The sequence below is a fragment of the Pyxidicoccus sp. MSG2 genome (genome assembly GCF_026626705.1).
In the GTDB taxonomy this organism is placed as follows: Bacteria; Myxococcota; Myxococcia; order Myxococcales; family Myxococcaceae; genus Myxococcus.
This window is the reverse complement of sequence record NZ_JAPNKC010000001.1, coordinates 11,370,133-11,392,023: the sequence shown is the minus strand read 5'-3', so window position 1 is coordinate 11,392,023 and position 21,891 is coordinate 11,370,133. Positions and strand designations below refer to the sequence as shown.

At 69.6% G+C, this 21,891-nt stretch carries 20 protein-coding genes; 10 read left to right on the top strand and 10 right to left on the bottom strand.

Annotated elements, in window-relative coordinates; translation table 11 throughout:
* Together OV427_RS44030 and OV427_RS44025 are read right to left on the bottom strand one after the other, a co-directional pair.
* Positions 1 to 534: a DUF2378 family protein gene (locus OV427_RS44030; RefSeq protein WP_267862228.1), complete on the bottom strand. Its 534-nt coding sequence runs from the start codon at positions 532 to 534 to the stop codon at positions 1 to 3.
* Between the two features lie 22 nt (positions 535 to 556).
* Positions 557 to 1,552 carry an AraC family transcriptional regulator gene (locus OV427_RS44025; RefSeq protein ID WP_267862227.1) on the bottom strand — a complete coding sequence of 332 codons (996 nt, stop codon included), beginning with the start codon at positions 1,550 to 1,552 and terminating at the stop codon, positions 557 to 559.
* 125 nt (positions 1,553 to 1,677) lie between these two features.
* Between OV427_RS44025 and OV427_RS44020 the strand changes: the two genes are divergently transcribed.
* From OV427_RS44020 to OV427_RS44010, 3 genes are all read left to right on the top strand, one after another.
* Positions 1,678 to 2,682, top strand: a complete 1,005-nt coding sequence (locus OV427_RS44020) for a quinone oxidoreductase family protein (RefSeq protein WP_267862226.1) — start codon at positions 1,678 to 1,680, stop codon at positions 2,680 to 2,682.
* Between the two features lie 100 nt (positions 2,683 to 2,782).
* Entirely contained in the window at positions 2,783 to 3,826 is a 1,044-nt protein-coding gene (locus OV427_RS44015; protein WP_267862225.1) for a hypothetical protein, read from the top strand.
* On the top strand, positions 3,823 to 4,953 hold the full coding sequence (locus OV427_RS44010) for a hypothetical protein (RefSeq protein WP_267862224.1): 1,131 nt from the start codon (positions 3,823 to 3,825) through the stop codon (positions 4,951 to 4,953). Before OV427_RS44015 ends, OV427_RS44010 begins: the two co-directional genes overlap by 4 nt.
* A 34-nt stretch (positions 4,954 to 4,987) precedes the next feature.
* Here OV427_RS44010 and OV427_RS44005 read toward each other — a convergent pair whose 3' ends face one another.
* Complete coding sequence (locus tag OV427_RS44005) at positions 4,988 to 5,905, bottom strand: oxygenase MpaB family protein (RefSeq protein ID WP_267862223.1); 918 nt, start codon at positions 5,903 to 5,905, stop codon at positions 4,988 to 4,990.
* 316 nt (positions 5,906 to 6,221) lie between these two features.
* Here OV427_RS44005 and OV427_RS44000 point away from each other — a divergent pair, with 316 nt between their 5' ends.
* The 4 genes from OV427_RS44000 (at position 6,222) to OV427_RS43985 (ending at position 13,804) form a co-directional block, all read left to right on the top strand.
* The gene (locus OV427_RS44000; protein ID WP_267862222.1) at positions 6,222 to 10,400 is read left to right on the top strand and encodes a hypothetical protein; all 4,179 of its coding nucleotides are present in this window, start codon (positions 6,222 to 6,224) and stop codon (positions 10,398 to 10,400) included.
* A 229-nt stretch (positions 10,401 to 10,629) separates the two neighbouring features.
* Positions 10,630 to 12,885 carry a M4 family metallopeptidase gene (locus tag OV427_RS43995; protein ID WP_267862221.1) on the top strand — a complete coding sequence of 752 codons (2,256 nt, stop codon included), beginning with the start codon at positions 10,630 to 10,632 and terminating at the stop codon, positions 12,883 to 12,885.
* A 155-nt stretch (positions 12,886 to 13,040) separates the two neighbouring features.
* Positions 13,041 to 13,511: a DUF2752 domain-containing protein gene (locus tag OV427_RS43990; RefSeq protein WP_267862220.1), complete on the top strand. Its 471-nt coding sequence runs from the start codon at positions 13,041 to 13,043 to the stop codon at positions 13,509 to 13,511.
* A 32-nt stretch (positions 13,512 to 13,543) separates the two neighbouring features.
* On the top strand, positions 13,544 to 13,804 hold the full coding sequence (locus OV427_RS43985; protein WP_267862219.1) for a hypothetical protein: 261 nt from the start codon (positions 13,544 to 13,546) through the stop codon (positions 13,802 to 13,804).
* A 230-nt stretch (positions 13,805 to 14,034) separates the two neighbouring features.
* On the opposite strand, the gene OV427_RS43980 is transcribed toward OV427_RS43985, so the two are convergent.
* From OV427_RS43980 to OV427_RS43955, 6 genes are read right to left on the bottom strand one after another with little or no spacing between them, the layout of a single operon-like run.
* The gene (locus OV427_RS43980; protein ID WP_267862218.1) at positions 14,035 to 14,358 is read right to left on the bottom strand and encodes a hypothetical protein; all 324 of its coding nucleotides are present in this window, start codon (positions 14,356 to 14,358) and stop codon (positions 14,035 to 14,037) included.
* Positions 14,355 to 14,795, bottom strand: a complete 441-nt coding sequence (locus OV427_RS43975) for a 4Fe-4S dicluster domain-containing protein (protein ID WP_267862217.1) — start codon at positions 14,793 to 14,795, stop codon at positions 14,355 to 14,357. The genes OV427_RS43980 and OV427_RS43975 overlap by 4 nt, the downstream gene beginning before the upstream one ends.
* A complete protein-coding gene (locus OV427_RS43970; RefSeq protein WP_267862216.1) occupies positions 14,792 to 15,610 on the bottom strand; it encodes a nitrate reductase cytochrome c-type subunit in 819 nt (272 codons plus the stop codon). The genes OV427_RS43975 and OV427_RS43970 overlap by 4 nt, the downstream gene beginning before the upstream one ends.
* Positions 15,607 to 16,710, bottom strand: a complete 1,104-nt coding sequence (locus OV427_RS43965) for a molybdopterin dinucleotide binding domain-containing protein (protein ID WP_324290079.1) — start codon at positions 16,708 to 16,710, stop codon at positions 15,607 to 15,609. Before OV427_RS43965 ends, OV427_RS43970 begins: the two co-directional genes overlap by 4 nt.
* On the bottom strand, positions 16,644 to 18,017 hold the full coding sequence (locus OV427_RS43960; RefSeq protein WP_267862215.1) for a molybdopterin-dependent oxidoreductase: 1,374 nt from the start codon (positions 18,015 to 18,017) through the stop codon (positions 16,644 to 16,646). Before OV427_RS43960 ends, OV427_RS43965 begins: the two co-directional genes overlap by 67 nt.
* Before the next feature lie 3 nt (positions 18,018 to 18,020).
* A complete protein-coding gene (locus tag OV427_RS43955; protein ID WP_267862214.1) occupies positions 18,021 to 18,266 on the bottom strand; it encodes a hypothetical protein in 246 nt (81 codons plus the stop codon).
* Positions 18,267 to 18,430: 164 nt separating this feature from the next.
* On the opposite strand from OV427_RS43955, the gene OV427_RS43950 reads away from it, so the two are divergent.
* From OV427_RS43950 to dsrP, 3 genes are read left to right on the top strand one after another with little or no spacing between them, the layout of a single operon-like run.
* Entirely contained in the window at positions 18,431 to 19,060 is a 630-nt protein-coding gene (locus tag OV427_RS43950) for a hypothetical protein (RefSeq protein ID WP_267862213.1), read from the top strand.
* The gene (locus OV427_RS43945; protein ID WP_267862212.1) at positions 19,053 to 19,955 is read left to right on the top strand and encodes a 4Fe-4S dicluster domain-containing protein; all 903 of its coding nucleotides are present in this window, start codon (positions 19,053 to 19,055) and stop codon (positions 19,953 to 19,955) included. The genes OV427_RS43950 and OV427_RS43945 overlap by 8 nt, the downstream gene beginning before the upstream one ends.
* A 3-nt stretch (positions 19,956 to 19,958) precedes the next feature.
* Complete coding sequence (gene dsrP, locus OV427_RS43940; RefSeq protein WP_267862211.1) at positions 19,959 to 21,245, top strand: sulfate reduction electron transfer complex DsrMKJOP subunit DsrP; 1,287 nt, start codon at positions 19,959 to 19,961, stop codon at positions 21,243 to 21,245.
* Positions 21,246 to 21,258: 13 nt separating this feature from the next.
* On the opposite strand, the gene OV427_RS43935 is transcribed toward dsrP, so the two are convergent.
* The gene (locus tag OV427_RS43935) at positions 21,259 to 21,891 is read right to left on the bottom strand and encodes a TetR/AcrR family transcriptional regulator (RefSeq protein ID WP_267862210.1); all 633 of its coding nucleotides are present in this window, start codon (positions 21,889 to 21,891) and stop codon (positions 21,259 to 21,261) included.

Below are 21,891 nucleotides of genomic sequence, written 5' to 3'. Positions count from 1 at the left end.
TCACCAGCGGATGCGCAGGTCGAAGCCGTCCGTGCCCTCGTACCGCTCCACCTCCACGCGAGGCTCGGGGGCGCCGGCCTGCCGCAGGGCGCCCTCGCACGTGCCCGCGGCGGCGTCCGCCGGGAAGGGGTAGCCGCGGAACTGGACGCGCCAGTCCGCGGGCGCCAGCTGCTGCCCTTGGATGTCCACCGGGGAGAGCACCGAGCTGAAGCTCAGCGCCACGCGCTTCATGGCGCGCTCGGGGCCGGCCACCTTCAGGGCCATGCCCACGACGCGGCCCACGAGCGTCTCGAAGTACATGCGCACCAATTCGCGCCCCAGTTCCCGCTGCGCGGCCTTGCGCTCCCTGCCCGGATACAGGTGGCGCAGCACCGCTTCCTGGCACCCGAGGTACACGGCGGCCGGATACGTGGCGCGCGGCTTGTCCACGTCGTAGCCCGCGGCCATGAAGTCGGCGCGGAGCTTCGCATCGGGCTTCGTGAAGCGGACGAGGGACTCGAACAACGTGGATTGGACGGTGACCTCGGTCGGCATGCGGAGGACACGCTAACCTGCTTCAGGAAAGTCCGGTACGGCTCGGGCTCGGCCTTCCTCCCCCTCCTGGGCCCGGCGTGGCAGCGGAGTCCGCGTCGCGTCCCTTGAGCCGGCGCCGATACGCGCCGGGCGTCTCTCCGACATGGCGCTTGAAGGCCTTCACGAAGGCGCTGTCGGTCTCGTAGCCCACCGCCTGGGCAATCTCGCTCGCCGACAGGTTCCCCGCCGTCATCAGCCGCGTGGCCTTGTGCATGCGCCAGCGCGTCAGGTACGTCAGCGGCCCCTCGCCCACGATGGACTTGAAGCGCGCGGCGAACACCGAGCGCGACATGCCGGCGGCGCGGGCGAGCCCCTCTACCGTCCATGGCGCCTCGGGACGCTCGTGCAGGCGCTGGAGCGCGGTGCTGAGCCTCGGGTCGGTGAGCGCCCGGAGCCAACCTCCCTGCTCGGGGGGAAGGGAGGCCACGTGCGTCCGCAGGGCCTGGACCAGGAGCACGTCGCCCAGCCGGCTCGCCACCGTCTCATAGCCGGGTTGCTCGGCCTCCATCTCCGAGGCCACGAACTGCATGGTGGACTCCAGCCACCGCGTGGCGATGCCGCCATCCCCCTTCACATGGAGGAACGGCGGCAGGCTCGCGACGAGCGGGCTCAGCGAGGTTCCATCGAAGATGAAGCGGCCGCAGATGAGCGTCGTGGGCGCGCCCCCTCCACCGTAGCGGACGACGCCTCCGCAGCGTCCGCCCCGGTTCGCGTAGACCTCGCTGACCGGGACGGGGCGCGTCTTCGCGCTGTCCTTGAGGACGTAGGACACCCCACCGAGGATGAAGACGAAGTCGCCGCTCGCGAGCACGTGGCGCGTGCCCTCGATTTCCAGCACGCAGCTCCCACGGGAGACCACGTAGAAGAGGCATACGTCTCGCGCATCGACGCGCATGCCCCAGGGCGCCGTCACCTCCAGCCGGCCGTTGACCATGCTCCGCATGTGAACGCCGTGCAGCGTGTCGGCGAGGACGTCCATGGCACCTCCGTCAGGACGAATGGACCATGAAGACGGACGTGTGACCAGTGCCCGTCCGGATTCACGGGACTACCTTCCGTCGCGAGCCGCTCCTCCCGATGCGCGGCTCCACCCTGGAGACAGACATGAAGGCGATGCGATTGCTGCGTTTCGGTGGTCCCGAGGAGCTTCTGCTCGAGGAGCTGGAGACACCCGCTCCGGGCGAGGGCGAGGTGCTCATCCAGGTTCACGCCGCTGGCCTGAACTACGCGGAGCTGTTGCAGCGCGCGGGCCGCGTACCGGGAGCGCCCAACCCGCCATTCACCCCGGGCTACGAGGCCGCGGGCATCATCAGCGCCGTCGGCAGCGGGGTGTCACGGCTCCAGAAGGGCACCCGTGTCGTGGCGATGCTGCCGGCGCAGGGCGCCTTCGCGGAGCTGGCCGTCGCACCGGCCCCGCTCGTCACCCCGATTCCAGACGACCTTCCCTTCGAGAAGGCCGTGGCCCTGCTGAGCCAGGCGCCCGCCGCACTGGCGGGGCTCCGGGTCGCGGCCCGTCTGCGGGAAGGTGAGACGGTGTTCATCCCCGCGGCGGCGGGCGGCGTGGGCTCCTTCATGGTGCAGCTCGCGAAGCAGCTCGGCGCGGGACGTGTCATCGCCGGAGCCAGCAGCGAGGAGAAGCGCGCGCTCGCCCGGCGGCTGGGCGCGGACGTCACCGTCGACTCCACGCGCGCGGACTGGCCCGAGCGCGTCCGGGATGCCACGGAGGGACGCGGCGCCGACGTGGTCTTCGAGCGGGACGGGGGCGAGGCCTTCGCACGGAGCCTCCGCGCGCTGGCGCCGCGAGGAAGGATGGTCGTCTTCGGCGCCGACAGCATGTTCAGCACCTCCGTGAGCAGCGAGCAGTTCACCCAGTTGCTCTTCCAGAACCAGTCGCTCGTCGGCTTCGCGCTGCCGGCGCTGCCACCGGAGGTCCAGGGCGAGACGCTCCGCGACGTCTTCGCGCTCGTGGCGAGCGGGAAGCTGGAGGTCGTCGTCGGACAGACCTTCGCGCTGCGCGAGCTGGCCGACGCCCACCGCGCGCTGGCTCAGCGGAAGACCTCGGGAAAGGTGGTCATCCTGCCAAACGCCCCCGCTCGTGCAGCGACGTGACGTGAGGGGTGGAGCAGCGCCACTTTCTTGCCACTCCACTCCATGGAACTACCCTCGCCCCCACTCCGCGAACGACTCGCGGAAGGGGGGCGTTCACTTCATGTCGCTGCGTTCCGGCATCCGCGGGTTGCTGCCCACCTTGCTTCTGCTCGGCGCCATGAGCGTCGGCTGTCCGCCGAAACCACCGCCACCTCTTCCTCTTCCCGAGCCTACCCCCCGGCCCGAGCCCATCCCCGTGGAGCCTCCGGCGCTGAAGTGCGCCGACAGCACGCTCACCACCGAGGACGGGAAGTGCCTGCTGTACACCTGCGCGCCACTGGTGCGGCGGCCGCTCTCCGCGCGGCTGGAAGGGCAGCCCGGCCTCCGACTCCCGGGCTCCACCCAGCCCGTCGTCGCCCGGCTGAACGGCCGGCTGAAGCTGCAGATCGAGCAGCCCCTCGAGGAGCTCACCTTCACCCGCGGCACGGCCGACGCCGGCTATCACGGCGCTCCCGTCGAGCCCCTGCCGGACGAAGCCTACGCCGCGCGGGACACCACCCTCTGGCGCATCCGCCCCCAGCCGGGCACGACGCTGAAGCTGGCCCTGCCTGACGGGAGCACGCGCGCGCTCACCTGGTCCGACTGCGTCACCGAGTCCAACCCCTTCCCGCCCACGGAGTTTCCCTCGTGCGCGCAGGGCGACTACGACGGCCGCACGGGCCGGTTCTCCACGGCCTTCATCGCCACATTCGCCGGCACGGGTCCGGGCGCCGGAGAGCGGCGGGAGGTGCCGGTGCAGCTGAGTGGCAACCTGCTCGAGCGCACCGTCTGCTTCGAGGGCCCCCTCTCCTTCTGCGGCAAGCTGGCGGACCTGGAGGGCGAGCCACCGCGGGGCCCGGCCTCTCCGGAGCGCGAGTGCGAGGAGAAGCCCGTCCCACCGGGCCGGCCCATCTCCCGCGTGCCCACGCAGCCGCGCGAGCTTGACGGCGGCACCTGGCCCGGCACGGAGGTGCGCGACAGCGGCACCGACGATGCCGGCCTGCCCGAGGAAGAGGACCCCGTCATCATCATCGAGGAGGACGTGGACGGCGGCTTCGCCTGCCACACGGCTCCGGGGGATGTGAACTCCGGCCGCATCGTGAACCCGTGGGGAGGTGGACGATGAATCACGCACGCGTAATGACCGCCGTGGCCTGCGGGCTCCTGGCGGTGGGGGCCCTGGCCTTCGAGACCGAGCCCCACCGAGCCATCCACCGGCAGGGCAACGTGGCTCCCGGTCTGTGGGGCAACGACGAGAACGACGCGCTGGACGACTACAACTACTGGGTCGACAACGGCTGCGGCAAAGGGTTCGCGCCGTGGTGCCCCGCCGAGTGGCACGCCGACGACGACACCGTCGTCCTGCGCACCGGAGGCGCCACCGGGCTGAACGCACGGCAGCTCATGGACCGGGCCTGGAGCAACTCCGTCATCGCCAGCCCGAGCGACAAGCGCATCCGCGTGAAGGCCGCCATCGACGACCTGTGGGCCAAGGTCGTCGTGGAGAAAAACAACCACTGCCAGCCGACGAAGGCCGGTTGTCTGAAGCGCAAGTACCTGGACAAGCTGGACGAGCAGGTGCGTGAGTCCGTGGGCGTCCGCTCACACACCACCCACGACTTCTACTCGCACTCCACCTACGTGGAGGCCAGCAACTGCGCCGCACCGACGGCCTACACCCGCAACCCCAGCACCGCCTTCCCCGCGGGCGCCGCCCGGTTCGCCAACGCGCCCCAGAAGGACACCGTGCTGCGCTCGGGCTGGTGGGTGTCGGAGTTCGAGACCGTCCACCGCTGGAGTTCGGGGAAACCCAAGCCGGGCGTCTACAACACGTTCACCGCCGAGGGACAGGGAGGCGCGGTGGCGGGAGGTGCCCCGCCCTTCACCGTCACCGTCCCCGGGCTCCACGGGGGCGCGCCCATCTACCTCCACGACGGGGTGACCGCGGGCCTGCCGGCGGGCGCCGCGCAGATTCACGGGCTCAACAAGGACAAGGACTGGGCCTGCGCCTATCCCTGTGCCGGCGGCGGCTTCTGCACCGGCGCGGCCAATGCCAACCACATCGCGGCGCGCGCCGCGGCCATCGACACCCAGGCCGAGGAGAACCGGCGGCTGTGCAACACCATCAAGGACGTGGTGCTGACCGGCGGCGGCAACGCCGCGGATGTGATGGCGGTCTGGTTCTACGTCACCGGCACCGAGCGCTGCGGTTGCAAGCCCCTGGTGGCGAGCCACGTCTACTGGTCGAAGTAGCTGCGAGTCCAGCCGTGCGACGACTTCTCCCGTATCACGGTCGCTGACGAGCGCCGCGGCTCGCGTCCGCCGCGGCGGCGCCATGATTCACGGGGCAACCCTTCGGGAAGGTGCCGAGCTGCTCGACGTCGTAGCCGTTCGGGTAGCTGCGGATGTTGGGCCGGCCGCGGCCGAAGAGCGGCTCGCTTCGAGGTGACAGCGCGTAGCGCACGAACTTCCCCCGGGCCTTGAGCGCCAGGCGGAACACCTTCCGGCTGAGGGCGGAGGGGCGTGCATAGTGGAACGCGTCGAGCAACCCATCGTCCATGAGCGTCCGGGCGAACAGGTTCACCAGGCGCTTCGGCGCGAGGTGGGTCGGCGAAAACGTCGCGAGCAGCTCGAGGGTGGCGTCGGCGACGGCCCTGCTGCGCGCGTCGAAGGCGAAGTGCCTTGCCTCATAGCCATCCATCAGCGCGGTGAACGCGTCGAACGTCTCCGGGACGTCCTGGATGCCCATGTGGCGACCGACGGCGCGGTAGTAGTGCGTCCACGCCTCCACCTCGTGCGGGGTGAACGGCCGCCAGCCGAACTCCGCGAGCCAGCGCACGGGCGTCACCACGAAGGTGGAGAGCACGTAGCGCATGTCGTCATTGGAGATGTCGTAGGCGCCGTGCATCTGGTTCATGCGCCGGAAGGCATTCCTGCCGGCCTGGCTGGCCATGCCGTGCTCGAGAATCGCATCGAGGATGAGCACCGTGTCGTCGTAGCGCTTCTGGGTGCGCTGATTGAACTCTCCCGTCTCGTGCAGCAGCACTCCGATGCTCGGCACCGCGTAGGTGCGGAACAGCGCGAAGCTGAGCGCCTGCTCGATGTCCCAGGGGAACTCCTGGGTGGAGAGGATGCGGACAATCTCCTCGTACTGCGTCTGCGCGTCGAGACGGTCGGTGTGGTCGCGAAGTGCGTAGCGGTTCATCCGGATTCCCCCAGCGAAGGCGGCCCGGGAGTCTAACCCGGGTAGAGACTGACCTGCCGCCCCTTGCGTCATTCCTGAACATTGCCACGACCCGCTTCCGCGCCCGCCTCCGTATGGAGGAGTGCGTCCGCGAAGCAATGACGCCGGGGCCGTGCCGGCGCAGGAGCAGGGTCGCACGCCTGAAGTGTGCCCCCGTGGGCGACAACCACGAGACGCTACAAGACAGGAGCAGTCCTCGATGCATGGGTCTGTAAAGAGGGAACTCACGGGAGGCGTGTGCCCAGCGGCAGCGCCCCCGCGCACACGGTCTGCGCGCGTGAGGGGATGGGTCTTCCTGGTGGCGGCGCTCGCCGCCTGGGGATGCGGTGACGCTGGCCCGCGAGAGGAACCCGCACCCGAGCCGGTCGCACCGGTCACCGCGTCGAAGGAACTGGTGTGCCCCGCCGAGGAGGTCACGAGCGGTGAGTACGCCTGCGCCGGCCCCTTCACGTACAGCCTGGAGTGTTACTCGCGGAAGGAGTCCCCGGCCTGCGGCGTGGACACGGCCTCGCGTGAGTGCACCACGTACCAGAGCTGCCAGCATCCGGACTTCGGCAAGACGCGTGGCACGTACTCACAGGTGGCCTTCATCGGCTGGAACGGCTCCACCTGCGACGCCCTCGCGCAGCACCACCTCGCGACCCTGTCCACCGCCGACCGCGCGGGCGTGACGTACACGTACATCCTGGATGGCCAGCCGCCTGGCGACTCCAGCCTCAGGGCCCGCTCGGGGGTGGGCTTCTCCGGCGGAGGCACCAGCTCCACGGAGGGCGGCACGTGCTACATCACCTATGCCAACTACCCGCTGGTCGCCACGGGCACCGGCCCGCAGTGCGGCACCACCACGACGGCCTGCGCACCTGCCTGCGTGAACTACCAGCTGTGCCGCCACCCCGACTTCGGCACCGGCGTCACCTCCACGCACCTCCTCCAGCGCACCGCCACCAACAGCTCCGGCGAGACCTGTGACAGCCTCGCTCAGCAGTACATCGCGGGGCTGCCCACGTACCAGCGCACGGGCGCCACCTATTTCTTCACGTCGAGCCGGGACCCGAACACGGCGGCCCTGGTCTGCGACCTCAGCGTGGTCACACCCGACTACCGCATGGGCAGCGGCCCCCAGTGCGGCACGATGGTCGGCCCCTGCTCGTCCGCGAGCGTGTCGCAGGCGTACCGGGCGTGCCGGCACGACAGCCACGGCCTCGCTCCGGACAGCGACTGTGGCGCGGGCTTCCTGGACGGCACGCAGGCCCCCGCGGACGCCACGCCCGAGCAGGTGGCGACGCAGGCGCAGGCGCAGTGGACGGCTTCGGGGAGCGTGGGAGCGCTCGTGTACGACGCGCCCATCACCTGCCCGGACTGCCGGCCCCCGTACGGCGTGACGCGGCAGGCGCTCAACCGCCATGTGTATGCCACCGCGGCCTCGTACCAGGCGGACGCCCGGCTGCACATCCTCGCGGGCACCGCGTACTACCTCGCGAAGGCCAACCCGGGCCTCACCCAGGCGGCGCTCACCTCCGGCCTCCAGGCCGTGGACACCGCGCTCGGCCCCGTGGACCCCGATGCCGAAGAGGTCCCCGGCCTGCAGGCGCGGCGCATCATCCAGTTGCTGAGCAAGGCTGAGAAGAACGTCCTCTCCGGCTCGGCGCACCACCTGGCGCTGAAGGCGTACGCGCGGGCCTTCCTGGACAGCCTCCGGGGCAGCGACCCCTCAGACACCGCGCGCCTGCTCCGGGCCGCTCCGCCGCAGGTGGACCGGTATGCGTTGGCCGACGCCTTCGCCACCCAGACGTGGGGACAGCTCTTCGACCTCGCGCAAGGCAACACCGCGCTGGCCGCGGCCGTGAATGACGGGGCGCCCATTGGCACCCGGATGGGCGGCCTGCGCACCACGAGCAGCGCCCAGGGCATCCTGGCGCTCTTCCCCATGGAGCCGCTCAAGTCGTTCGTGCTCGCACACCTCATGCCGGACGGCAGCCTCGCAGTCACCTCGAATGACGCCCACGCGCTCGTGTCCACGGCCGCCACCGCGGGCTACGAGATGGCGCGGCAGTATGCGAACGTCCTCTACGCCGTCAATACGGCGGAGCAGGAGTACCGGGACAGCCTGGCGCTGAAGCCGGCGGGCACCGCCACCACTGCGGCCCTGGCGGGACTGACTGACGCGACCGACGGCGGTACTGACGGTGGCACCGACGGAGGCACGGCGTCCTCGCCGGAGCGGGAGGCCCTCGCCGCCGCCGTCGCGCAGGCGAAGGCGAAGCAGGCGGAGCTGAAGGACACCCTCGACGGCGTCAGCCAGGGCGTCAACGGCGCGCTCTCGCTCACCTCGATGATCTTCGCGCAGAGCAATCCCGGGTTCTCGAAGGACGTGGACAAATTCGCCCGCGCCCTGGACACGACGATGAAGGCGGTCGCCGGCTACACCGAGAGCTCCGTCAAGGTGGCCGGCAGGCTGGCGAGCTTCCTGGACATTGGCGCGGAGAATATCCAGTCGCTCAGCGCACTCATCTTCACCGGGCAGGTCGTAGGCGCGGTGTTCCAGCTCTTCTCCCTGTTGAACAGCAACCCCGCGGAGCCGCCCATCGAGCAGACCATCCTCTCCGAGGTGATCAAGATCAGGAACCTCATCGTCGACCTGCGCACGCAGTTGGGCGGCCGTTTCGACCGCGTCGACCGGAAGCTCAACCAGCTCCAGACGGCGATGCTCAACCGGTTCGACCAGGTGGACTGGGAGATGGGCGTGCTGCAGCAGGACATGAACGACGTCCAGAGCTCGCTGCTCAACCTCCACTCGGAGCTGAACCGTGTGGACCAGAGCATGTACGCGTACCTCTCCGACTCCGTCCGCATGGATTTCCAGCACGCGGTCTCGGAGTACATCGGCTACGAGGCACGCTATGGCATTCCCCTGAAGTACGACGAGCAGTTCACGGATGCCGAGACCACCTTCTATGACTGGGCGTATTACCACGCCGTGAACCTGACCCCTCTTTCCGGAGTCGACGGCCGGGGGAGCAATGCCAGCATCAACCCGGTGGAGGAACTGGCGGGCCGCCCGCTGTCGTACAACATCAACTACCTGCGCGAGTATCCCCGCCAGTTCCAATTGGCCAAGCTGTCCGATGTCCGGCTGCCCAGCCCCATGGATTGGGCGGCCGGCGCCGAGGCCTACGCCAGGCTCTTCGAGGAGAACCCGCAGCACGGGGCCAGGATGAACTACACGGGGCACGAGGACATCATCTCGATTGGCGCGGCGCTCAACACGGGGCTGCTGGAAATCAAACCGGCGCTGTTCGCCAGGCTGCGCGGGCGCTACCTCGACCAGTGGACCGAGCTGAAGGCGCGCATCGTGGAAGCCCAGCATGCCTGGGAGAACGACGTAGCCCACGGGCTCTACGGCGTGGACATGTTCGGCTCCCTGGAGGACAAGGACCCGGCACGCCATGCCCTGAAGCTGGAAGGTGACGCCACCGGCCTGCCCGTGTCCCGCTGCAACGAGGACGGCACCGCGGGCACCAGGCCGCTGGTGAATCCGACGCAGTGGGACCTCAGCGCATTGCGCCCGCTGCTCGTCGCGAAGAACCTCGGCGTCGACGGCGCCAGCCTGGACCTCTGCTCGGAGGGGCACTGGCACGAGTACAGCCGGAAGCAGGTGCCCGACCGGCCGTTCTATTACACGCTCAGGTTCTATCTCGAGATCGACCTGTACGTCCGGTACAGCTACGTGGACCCCGCCACGAACACGAAGAAGACAGAGAAGGTGCTCGCGTTCACCTACATGCCGGAGCTCGAGTACGACATCGACGCCCAGGAGTGGGGCGTGTTCCCCGAACTCACGTCGTCCCGCGTGCTCCATTCGACCGAGCTCTCGTCGTTCAACGCGGACGCGGCGCTGAACCCGGACGGCCGCGCGCAGTTCGAACTGCACAACGCCTCCCTCTCGATGACTCCCACCGTCACTTTGCTCGCGCCGGACTTCCGCGCCACGGTGAAGGCGCGGCTGGTGGAGCGGCTGAAGCAGGTGGAGCACAAGGCCTTCTACGCTTCCGTGGTGGACAAGATGGGCCAGGCGGGTAATCCGCTGCAGGCCCAGGCAGAGCTGCTGACGGGCGCGAAGCTGGTGTGGGAGTCGTACGTGGCCCTGCGGCTGCCAATCTCGGTGGAGCTCGACGAGGAACTGCACGCGCTGCTGTACGGCGACGATGCGGTGCTGTCGGGGCGTGACCTCACGGGCGAGGGCTCGCCGAACAACGTGCGGAATCTGTACCAGTTGTTCAGCTCCACCACGGCGGCTCCTCCCTCGGGCAACCTGCTCACGGACCTGGACGTGGCGGTGGCTCACCGTGCGGGCCGGCTCCAGGCCTTCATCGACGCCGCGTTCCTGCGCGAGCCCGAGGTCGGCGCCTGGACGGAGGCGACCCTGCTGCGCCTCCGGCTGAGCATGCCCCAATGATGTGACTCGGCCACATGCGCGCCGGCCCACGAGGCGGCGCGCATGTGCATCAGGCAGCCCACCATCCTCAACGTGGACGTCGGCTACGAGCTGACCCCCGCCCCCTGACCCGGGCGGGCTGAGACCGGCCGGGTGCCGGGCCCCGGCTTCCGGGCCCGGCACCCGGCCACCTTTTCTCGGGGTCCCAGTGCACTTCACCCAGGGTAGAGTGCGCTGGGAGGAAACGAACTTGGGCCATGCATTTCTGAGGTCGCTTGGTGCGGCGTGTCTGGCGTTTGTCTTCACCGCGTGCAGCTCCACCGAAGATCAGGCGGAGACCGGGGACTCGCTGACGCGCGCGAGTAAGAAGGACGGCGCGGACATCCAGCAGGCGCTGAGCGCGATGAGCGGGGTCTCCGTCCTGTCCAGTCAGCGGGATGGGACTCCTGACTTCATCAAGGGCACCCTGGGCATGGCCGAGGGGTCGGCGCGGGGACTGTCGGCGGCGGACGCGAAGGCCACCGTTCAGGCCGCGCTGGGGAGCATTGCTCCGGTCTACGGCCTCCGCGCGGAGGATCTGCACTTCAGGCGGATGTCCGTGGATGAGAACGGGCACCAGCACCTGCGCTTCAGCCAGTGGAAGGAGGGGCTGCCCGTCGTCGACGGTGAGCTCATCCTTCACGTGGACCGGGCGGGTGTCGTCTACGCAGCCAACGGCTCCGCGCGTGACACCCGGAACCCGGGCCTCGCGCGCGTCCCGCCGCGGCTCTCCGCGGAGGCCGCTGCCAGGGTCGCGCTCGACGCGACTGCCGCGCCCACCCGGGATGCCAAAACCGAGCGACTGGTGTACGTGCGCGACGCCGACGACCAGCTCATCCTGGCTCACGAGGTGCGGGTAACAGGCCTGATGGCCGCTGGCACCCCCCTGAATGATCGGGTGTACGTGAAGGCCAGTGACGGCGCGGTGGTGCGGAGGGATCCGCGGATCTTCAACGCGATGGACCGCAAGGTGTACAGCGCCAACAATGGCACCAGCCTTCCGGGCACGCTCAAGCGTTCCGAGGGCCAGGCGTCCGTCAGCGACCCCGTCGTGAACGCCGGCTATGACGTGCTGGGGACCTTCTACAGTTGCTTGCACACGCTCTTCGGCCGCGACTCCTACGATGGCGCTGGCGCGGCGCTGGTGTGCTCGACCCACTACAGCAACAACTATGTCGGCGCGTTCTGGAACGGCACCCAGATGGTGTGCGGCGATGGCGACGGCGTGAACTCCACCGCGCTGTGCAATGACCTGGATGTGGTCGCGCACGAGATTGCCCACGCGGTGACCATTGCCGAGTCCAACCTCACCTACTCGGGCGAGTCTGGCGGCCTCAACGAGAGCTTCTCGGATGCCATTGCCGCCACGTGCGAGAGCTGGACTCGAGGCTTCGTGCTGCCGGACGCGGATGTCTGGAAGATCGGCGAGGACGTCTGGACGCCCGGCACCGCGGGCGATGCGATTCGCTATATGAATGATCCGGCTTCGGATGGCGCGTCGCTCGACTACTACCCGAACTACACCTCGAACACGGACGTGCACTACAGCTCTGGCATCTCCAATCTGGCGTTCTCGCTGCTGTCCACGGGTGGCACGCACCCGCGTGGCAGGACGAGCGTGGTGGTGCCGGGCATCGGCGTCGAGAAGACGGCGCGCATCTTCTACAAGGCGAACGTCGACATCTGGACCGCCTCCACGAACTTCGCGCAGGCGAAGACGTACACGGAGCAGGCAGCCCTGCAGCTCGGCTATGACCAGGCCACCGTCGATGCCGTGAGCGCGGCGTGGCAGGCCGTGGGTGTCGGGGTGACGACCCCGCCGCCGCCCCCTACTCCGCTGACCAACGGCGTGCCGAAGACGGGGCTGGCCGGGAGCACGGGCACCGCCGCGTACTACAAGCTCACCGTTCCGCCCGGCCAGACCCAACTCATCTTCACCACCAGCGGTGGCACGGGTGACGTGGACCTCTACGTGAAGTTCGGTTCGGCGCCGACCCCGAGCAGCTATGACTGCCGGCCCTACCAGTCTGGCAACGCCGAGACGTGCAACATCACCAACCCCGCCGCGGGCGACTGGTATGTGATGTTGAATGCCTATTCCACCTACTCGGGCGTGTCGCTCACGGGCACATACAGCGGTGTCATCATCGACAGCTTTCTGTCCAACGGCTCGACCACGGCGCCATACAGCGGCGCCAAGAATGCATGGAAATGCTGGATTCTCACCGTGCCCTCGGGAAGGAGTTCCCTGGTGTTCAACCAGGTGGGGGCCTCTGGCACGACGGGGGACGCGGACCTGTATGTCCGCTTCGGCGCGGCGCCGACGACCGGTTCCTACAACTGCCGTCCCTACCTGTCGGGCAGCACCGAGACGTGCACCATCAGCAGCCCGTCCGCGGGCGGCTGGTATGCCTGCTCCTACGGCTACGCCGCCTATACGAACGTCACGATGAAGGGCACCTACTGAGGCCCCGGCGCGCACTTCCCGCCGAGCGCCGGGAAGTGCGCGTGGCGCAGGCTCTCAGGGCTCCAGAATCCAGGCCCTGATACGTCTTCTGTTCGACGCCCAACACGGGTCGTGCTAGGACGCGAAGCGGACCTGCTTCCGAGGGGGGGCGGGGAATGAATCCAGTCCCGGCCTCATCCGCTCGTCACGCGCCACTGCTCTCCACGCCCGTCATGGCCCAGGTCCTGGAACGTCGGACCACCGGCTGGGTGGTGGGCGCCATGGCCGCCGTCCATCTGGGCCTGCTGCACTTCGGCCTGCCCGCGTGGCCGTGCCCCCTCCAGAGCGCGCTGGGAGTCCCCTGCCCGGGCTGCGGACTGTCCCGGGCCATGACGGCCCTGCTTCACGGCGAGTGGCGGAGCGCGCTGACCTGGCACGCCTTCGCCCCGCTCCTGCTGGCGGCGCTGGTGCTCATCACCGGGATGGCGTTCCTCCCGGAAGCGGCCCGGCGCCGGGGCATCGACGCGGTCGCCCGCTTCGAGCGGCGCACCCGGGTGACGGCCCTGCTGCTGGTGGCCCTGATGGCCTACTGGCTCGTCCGACTGCTCGTCTTTCGCGGCACCTTCATCGACTCAACCCTCAGCTGAACCCCACCACACCACCCTAGGAGACACACACAATGGGAATGATCCTCGGTCTGCTCGGCGCGCTCTGCGGCATTGGCAACCTGATCTGCTTCATCATGGTCCTCATCAAGCTGTTCCAGGCCAAGGGCCCGCTGCACGGCATCCTGGGCATCATCTGTGGCATCTACACCTTCATCTGGGGCTGGATGAACGTGGAGCAGAACCAGAACAAGAACATCATGCTCGGGTGGACGGGCACCATCGTGGCCGGCATCGTGTTCAACATCCTCGGCAGCATGATGTCGGGCTCGTAGTCGTCGCGAGCCGGTACCCGGTTGCACCGGGACGGGCCTCTCGGGCCCGTCCCGCGCTCAGCACATCGAGGCCATCATGGGCCAGATGCGCAGCAGGCCGTTCTCGTCGGTGATGCGCAGCCAGCCCAGTGGCACCAGGGGCTGTCCCAGTCCACCATGGCGCCGACCTGGATGAAGTTCCCCTTCGTGCGGATGATTCGCAGTCGCGCGGCTCGGGGACTGCTGACGCGCTACCGGCTCGCGGCCTCCACGTCGGGCGAGATGCGCACGAGCCGGATGCCCTGGGGTGCGCGCAGCAGCGTGTCCCACCAGCACTGTCCCTGGTAGCGGTAGCGGACCTGCACGCCCAGCACCTGACCTCGCTGGAGTGCGTCCACCGCGTCCTCCAGGGAGTGGCGCTGGGTGGAGGCCATGGCGCTGGAGCCGCCCTTGAGCAGGACCTCGTCCACCACGGCGAGCCCCTGGATGTCGCTGACGAGGCGGGCCAGCGTCGCGGCATCGAGGACGGTGTCCTGGAGGGCCGGGAGTGCTTGCGTGTCCAGCGGGGTGCTCATGGGGTGACTCCAGGGGTTCCGGCGGGGAGCAGCTCGAAGGCGTTGATGGGGGCCGGGCAGGCGCGCACGCAGGTGCCACAGCCGTCGCAGTTCGCCGCCACGACTCGCGGCCTGCCCGCCTCGACGACGATGGCGCCCTCGACGGGGCAGCGCTCCACGCACGTCGTGCAGAAGGAGCCCTGCCAGGCGAGGCAGTGCTGCGTCCGCACGCGCACCGTGGCGGCCAGCCGCGGCGAGAACACGGGAATCCTGCCATCGACGGTGGCCTCGCCAGTGCGGGCACGGCCCGCGTAGAAGGCCTCGAGTGAGAAGGCAGGAGGCTCCGGGGCCGCGGGAGCGACGGGAGCGTGCGCGTCAGCGGCAGGCGACACGTGCTCGCGCGGTCTCCGGAAGAGGCCCAGCAGCGCACGGCGGCTGAGTCCGGACTGCGCGCTCATGGCGACTCCTTCATCATCACCCCCGGCGGAGGCGCGGAGTCCAGCAGGCCGGGCGGCGGCTCGCGTCCATCCAGCACCGCCGAGGACGCATGGCACTGGACGCAGCTCTGCCGCTCCGGATGGGACGTGCGCAGCCCCGGCCTTCCCGTGGGGCCATGACAGGAAACGCACTCCGAGCGCATCTGCTGTGAGTGCGGCATCGTCGGCGGCGCCCCTGGCCACGCCCGCGCGCCGCCCCCGGACGAGGCCCTCCCGACGAAACGGTTGCCCGGCATGTCCGGGTACGGCGCCAGCGGCTTCGGCGCCACCTCCACCACGTGACACTGATTGCAACTCTGATACGGCGGGTGGCTGATACGGGGCGCGATTCGCTCCCCCAGCTTCATGCCCTCGCCGTGGCAGGACAGGCATCCGGGAGTCCCTGCCTGATCCACCTCGTGCGGAATCGTGGGCGGCGCCCCGTCGTAGGCGCGGTGGGCCCTGCGTGCCTCCACGGCCCGGGCGCGCTGCTCCACCGTGGCCACCGCCGTGGGCCTCAGCGGGTCCAGGCCCTGCTGCAGCACCTCGATGGCGCCCTCATACATCCGCGCGTTGTCCCCGCGGCGGGCCTCGCGGAGCTCGCGGTAGCTCGGCGCGCGCTCGGACGTGGCGGGCGCACCCGCGCTCCGGGCCCCGGTGACAGGCTCCGGACGCTCCGGCTCGGAGCGCGTGCCCGCGACATAGCCCGTGAAGGCCAGCGCCACGGCGACGCCGGCGGCCACGTGGAGCCAGCGCGCGGGCAGGCCCGGGCCGCCCCCCTGGGGAGCGCCGCTCATCCGCGGGCCCCCTTCCCTCCGCGCCTGCGCACGCGGGCCGCGCACTTCTTGTAGTCGGGCTGCTTGGAGAACGGGTCATGCGCGTCGAGCGTCAGCTCGTTGATGAGCAGCCGCTCGTCGAAGAACGGCACGAAGAGCGAGCCCTCCGGAGGCTCGCCACGCCCGCCCAGCCACACCGGCAAATCCAGGCGGCCCCGGCGCGTCTCCACCGTGACGACGTCGCCGTTGCCCACGCCCAGGCGCCGCGCGTCCGCGCGGTTCATCTCCACGTACGCGCTCGGCATCGCCCGCTGGAGCTGGGGAATGCGCATCGTCATCGTGCCCGAGTGCCAGTGCTCGATGACGCGGCCGGTGCACAGCCAGAAGGGGAACTCGCCGTCGGGCGACTCGGGGGGCGGCTCGTACGGGTTGAACCAGACCTGCGCCCGGCCGTCATGCGTGGGCGAGTGGTAGAACTGGATGTCGCGGCCCTTCTCCACATACGGGTCATCGAACCCGGAGAAGCGGAAGCGCGTCTCCCGCCAGCTCCCGTCCGGCTGTTGCACCACCGGCCAGCGCAGCCCGCGCGCCTTCACGTACTCCCCGTAGGGCGCCAGGTCCTTGTGCTTGAGGCGCGTCGACTTCCGGTACTCCTCGAAGAGGTGCGCGTCGACGTTGACGTCGTAGTAGTGCGCGAAGTCCCAGATGGGCACCGGCTTGCCGTCCTTCTTCACCTCGAAGAGGAAGCGGCCGTCCCTGTCCTTCATCCCCTCGAAGCCCCGCTCGAAGAGCCGGTGCGCCACGGCGATGAGCTGCCAGGCATCGTCGCGGGCCTGGCCGGGCGGGGCCACCATCTTGAACCACTGCTGGGTGCGCCGCTCGGAGTTGCCCACCATGCCGTTCTTCTCCACCCACATGGCCGAGGGCAGCACGAGGTCGGCGATGCGCGTGGTCTCCGTGGGGTACACGTCCGAGACGATGAGGAACTTGTCCGGAAGCTTCCGGCTGGGGTCCACCAGCTTGTGTCGGTTGGGCAGCGTCTGCGCCGGGTTGGTCACCTGCACCCAGACGGTGTGGATGTCACCGCCCTGCTCCGTGGGCGTGGAGAAGCGCTCCCACATCTGCACGGTGTGGTAGCCCGGCGTCGCGGAGATGCGCCCCGCGGGCACGTTCCAGAGGTCCTCCATCTCGTGGCGGTGCTTCTCCTCGTCACCACGCGGCCGCCCGGCAGCGCCTGCGCGAGCGTGCCCACCTCGCGCACCGTGCCGCACGCGGAGGGCTGCCCGGTGAGGCTGGTGGGCGCGTCCCCCGGCTTGCCGAAGTGGCCGCTGAGCAGGTGCAGCCCGTGGATGAGCGAGTTCATCGCCGTGCCACGGGTGTGCTGGTTGACGCCCATGCACCACAGGCTGGTGATGCGCACGTCCCTGCGGCCGAACAGCCCCGCCAGCATGCGCAGGTCCTGCTGGGACACCCCCGAGAGCTTCTCCACGTGCTCGGGCGTGTAGGGAGCGAGCAGCGCCCGGTACTCGTCGAAGGTGATGGCCCTGCCTTGCAGCGTCGCTGGCTCGCTGGGGGCGCGGAAGGCGCAGTTGGCCTCCACGAAGGCCTTGTCCCAGGTGCCGTTCTCCACCAGCAGGTGGGCGATGCCGCAGGCGATGGCCAGGTCGGTGTTCGGCTTGAAGCGCAGCACGTGGTCGCAGAAGGCGCTGGTGCGTGTGCGGCGCGTACCGATGTCGATGAGGGTGACCTTCTCCCCGCGCGAGCGCCGGTCGATGACGCGCGAGAAGAGGACGGGGTGCATCTCCGCGGGGTTGTTGCCCCACATGATGAGGACGTCGCAGGTGTCGAGGTCGTCGTAGCAGCCGGCCGGCTCGTCCACGCCATAGGTGGCGAGGAAGCCCGTCACCGCCGAGGACATGCACAGGCGCGCGTTGGCATCCAACTGGTTCGTGCCCAGTCCGCCCTTCACGAACCTGGAGGCCGTGTAGCCCTCCGGAATCGTCCACTGGCCGCTGCCGTAGAGGCCGAAGCCCTTCGGGTCCTTCTGGATGCGCGCGGCGATGATGTCGAGCGCCTCGTCCCAGGAGATGGGCACCTGCGTGTCGCCCTTGCGGAGCAGCGGCTGGGTGAGGCGGTCGCTCCCGTAGAGCGCGAGCCCCACGTGGTAGCCCTTCACGCACAGCAGGCCCTTGTTCACCTCCGCCTTCGGGTCTCCGGCGATGGCCACCACCTTCCCGCCCTCCACGCCCACCTGGACGTGGCAGCCGGTGCCGCAGAAGCGGCAGGGCGCCTTGTTCCACTTCACGCCACCGCTCGAGGAAGACACCGCGGGCGGCGCCGCGCCCGGCGTCTGGCCATACGCGAGCCGGCTGGCGGCCAGCGTCGCCGCGGTCATCGCCGTCGTCTTGAGGAAGTCGCGCCGGTCCATGACTCAGTTCACCTCGCCGGAGAAGTCCACCATCACCACGTCCAGGAACCTCACCCCGGGCAGATCCCGGAGGAAGTCGGCGAGCTGCTCGCCCTCCTCCGTCGTCGCCGTCTCCGTCACCACCGGAAGCCAGCGCTCCTCGAAGGGTGTCCCCACGGTGATTCGCGCATCCCCCTCGAGCAGCGCGAGCACCTGGGCTCGCTGCGCCGCGGAGTCTTCGAGGGTGAGCACCAGGCTGCTGAAGGTCATGTTCGCTCCGGGTCCACGCTTCCTTTGAGCAAGAGGCGGACCAGAGCGCCCCACCCGGCACCCGCTCCGGGCGCACGCGCAAATGCTGCATGGCGAAGCCCACTTTGAGCAAAGGCTGCGTCGCGGAGGGCGGGAGGCCCCCTCGGGGCCTGCTCGGAAACGACATGGCATGGACGCTGCTTTGGAAGGAGGCCGTGGCCGCGACCTCTCCATTCCCGCTGCTGTCCGTGCTCGTGGCCCTCGCGCTGGCGGGCTGTGAGCGCGACGTGCCCCGGCGCCTGCAGCCGCCTCCCGGTGACGCACCGCCCGTGGAGACGGTGCTGGTGCCGGAGAAGCTCACCTCCATCGAGTCCGGCGGGGTGGACGCGCTCGGCCGACCGCTGCGGGTGCCCTGCGTCACGTGTCACTCGCTGAAGGAGCCCGCGCCCATGCCGCGGTCGCCCGAGCAACTCCAGGCGTTCCACCGCGGACTCCAGTTCCGACATGGCGACAATGCCTGCACGTCCTGCCACCAGGCGGACGCCCCCCAGTCGCTGCATCTGGCCACGGGTGAGCCGCTGCCGATGACGGAGGTGGTGACGCTGTGCTCGCAGTGTCACGGGCCCCAGGCACGTGACTTCCGGGCCGGCGCGCACGGAGGCATGACGGGCTACTGGGACGCATCGCGCGGAGGGCGCACGCGGAACAACTGCGTGTCCTGCCACGACCCGCATGCCCCGAAGTACGCCGGGGCCCTTCCCGTCATGCCGCCCCGCCCCCTGCACCCTCCTCCCGAGAGCCACGCCCATGAATGACGTCACCCGCCGCACCGCGCTGAAGGGCGCCGGCGCCACGCTGGGCGCCGCCGCCTTCGCCCATGCCCTGGCTCCGCTGACGGAGTGGACGGAGGACCTGTCGCTCGACGCGTTCCTCCAGCGCCACTACAAGGAGCTCACGCCCTCGGACATGAAGGCCGTGCTCTGGCGGCTGGAGAAGGACGCGAAGCGGGAGTACGGCCGCGACGTCACCATCCAGGACCTGCCGCCGCAGGAGGGCGTCTCCTTCGGCTACGCGCTCAACCTCAGCATCTGCATCGGCTGCCGCAAATGCGTGGAGGCGTGCCACCAGGAGAACAACCACGACCGGCGCACGGGCAACTCCTACATCCGCGTGCTGGAGATGGAGCAGGGCAGCCTGGACATGGAGCGCGGCAACGCGGACTACACGCACGCGGTGCCGGCGCCGGGGAAGTACTACCTGCCGGTGCAGTGCCAGCAGTGTGACAACGCGCCATGCGTGAAGGTCTGTCCCGTCCAGGCCACCTGGAAGGAGCAGGACGGCGTGGTGGTGGTGGACTACAACTGGTGCATCGGCTGCCGCTACTGCGAGGCGGCGTGCCCGTACCACGCGCGGCGCTTCAACTGGACGAAGCCCGAAGTCCCGGCGGAGGAAATCAACCCGGACCAGGGCTACCTCTCCAACCGCATCCGCCCGCAGGGCGTGGTGGAGAAGTGCACCTTCTGCCTGCACCGCACGCGCGCCGGAAGGTTGCCGGCCTGCCTGGAGGCGTGCCCCACCGGGGCGCGCGTCTTCGGCAACCTGCTGGACCCGAAGAGTCCCATCCGCTGGGTGCTCGAGAACAAGCGCGTCTTCGTCCTCAAGGAGGAGCTGGGGACCCGCCCGCGCTTCTTCTACTTCTTCGACAAGTGAGCCATGGCCGCCCCCCGTCACGTCCTCGACTACCCCCGCTTCCTCGGCCGGCTGCTGTGGATGAGCACCGACGGGAGCTGGCGCTTCTACACGTGGATGACGGTCCTCACGGCCGTCTGCCTGGTGGGGGCCAACGCGTGGGCCCGCCAGCTGGCGCAGGGCATGGCGCTCACCGGGATGAGCGACCACGTGTCCTGGGGCCTCTACGTGGCCAACTTCACCTTCGGGGTGGGGCTGGCCGCCGGCGCGGTGATGATGGTCATCCCCGCGTACCTGTACCACGACCATGAGATGCACGACGTCACGCTGGTGGGCGAGCTGCTCGCGGTGGCGGCGATTGCGCTGAGCCTGCTGTTCATCGTCGTGGACATGGGGCACCCGGAGCGCGCGTGGCACCTCATCCCCGGCGTGGGCCGATTCAACTGGCCGGTGTCGATGCTCACCTGGGACGTGGTGGTGCTCAACGGCTACCTGCTGCTGAACCTGCACATCTGCGGGTACCTGCTCTACATGCGCTTCCTGGGGAGCAAGCCGCGCAAGCGCTGGTACCTGCCGTTCGTCTTCCTCTCCATCTTCTGGGCCGTCTCCATCCACAGCGTGACGGCGTTCCTCTACAGCGGGCTGGGTGGACGGCCCTTCTGGAACTCGGCGCTGCTGGCGCCGCGGTTCATCGCCTCCGCGTTCATCACCGGGCCGGCCTTCGTCATCCTGCTGCTGCAGGTCATCCGTCGGGCCACCGGGCTGCCCATCGGCGAGGGGCCGCAGCGCACGCTCACGTCGGTGATGCGGGTGACGGTGCTGCTCAACCTCTTCATGCTGGGCTCGGAGGTGTTCACCGCCTTCTACACGGGGGGCGCCCATGCCGGGCCGGTGAAGTACCTCTTCTTCGGGCTGCACGGGCACCATGCGCTGGTGCCGTGGATATGGACGGCGGTGGCGTTCAACCTGGCCTCGGCGGTGCTGCTGCACCTGCCGGCGAGCCGGCGCCACGTCACAGTGCTGAACGTGGCGTGTGTGCTGGCCTTCGTGGGCGTGTGGATTGAAAAAGGGATGGGGCTCATCATCCCCGGCTTCGTCCCCAGCACCCTGCACGAGTTGGTGGAGTACGTGCCCACGCTCACCGAGTGGAAGATCACGGCGGGCATCTGGGCCTTCGGGTTGATGCTGCTGACGGTGGCGGTGAAGGTGGCCCTCCCGGTGCTGAGCGGGCAGCTCGCGGCCCACGCTGCTTCCCCAGCTGAAAGCCCTGCTGACGGACGACGCGCCCTGCATGGTGGCCCTGCCCCATGAGTTCGGCGATGACTCACGGCGGGTGGCCCTCCAGCGCCTCCTCCAGCAGGGCTCGCAACTCCTGCTCCAGCCCCGGCACCGCGGCGCCGCGCAGTCCTCCGCCCCCCCGGAAGAGGGACAGCCCCTCGAAGAACGCCACCAGCAGCGCCGCGCGCCGCTCCCTCCGGGCCGGAGAAAGACCCGGCGCGAGCTCGCCCAACAGCTCCACGATGCCCGCCCGGAAGCCGGCGTAGAAGACGGCGAGCGCGTCGGCGACCATCGAATCCCGCGCGGCCATCGCCCACAGCTCCGCGAAGAGCTGGCAGTGCCGTGGCGACTCCTGGTCCTCCAGCAGCGCGTCCAGCGCGCGCCGGAGCCGCCCCGCCGGCCCGGTGCCACCGCCGTCCACCCTCGCCCTCACCCGCCTCGTGGCCTCCTCCAGGTAGCGCGCGAGCAGGGCACGCACCACGTCCTGCTTCGTGGGGAAGTAGTACTGGAGGTTCCCCACGCTCAGGCCCGCGCGCCGCGCCACCTCGCGCAGCGCAAGCCCCGCGTAGCCCTCCTCGACCAGGGTGTCGGTGGCCGCCTCGAGGATGGACTCCACCCGCTCGTGGCCCTTGGCATGGACCGCCGTCCCCTCTCGGGGCCGCGCCGAGGGAAGCCGCAC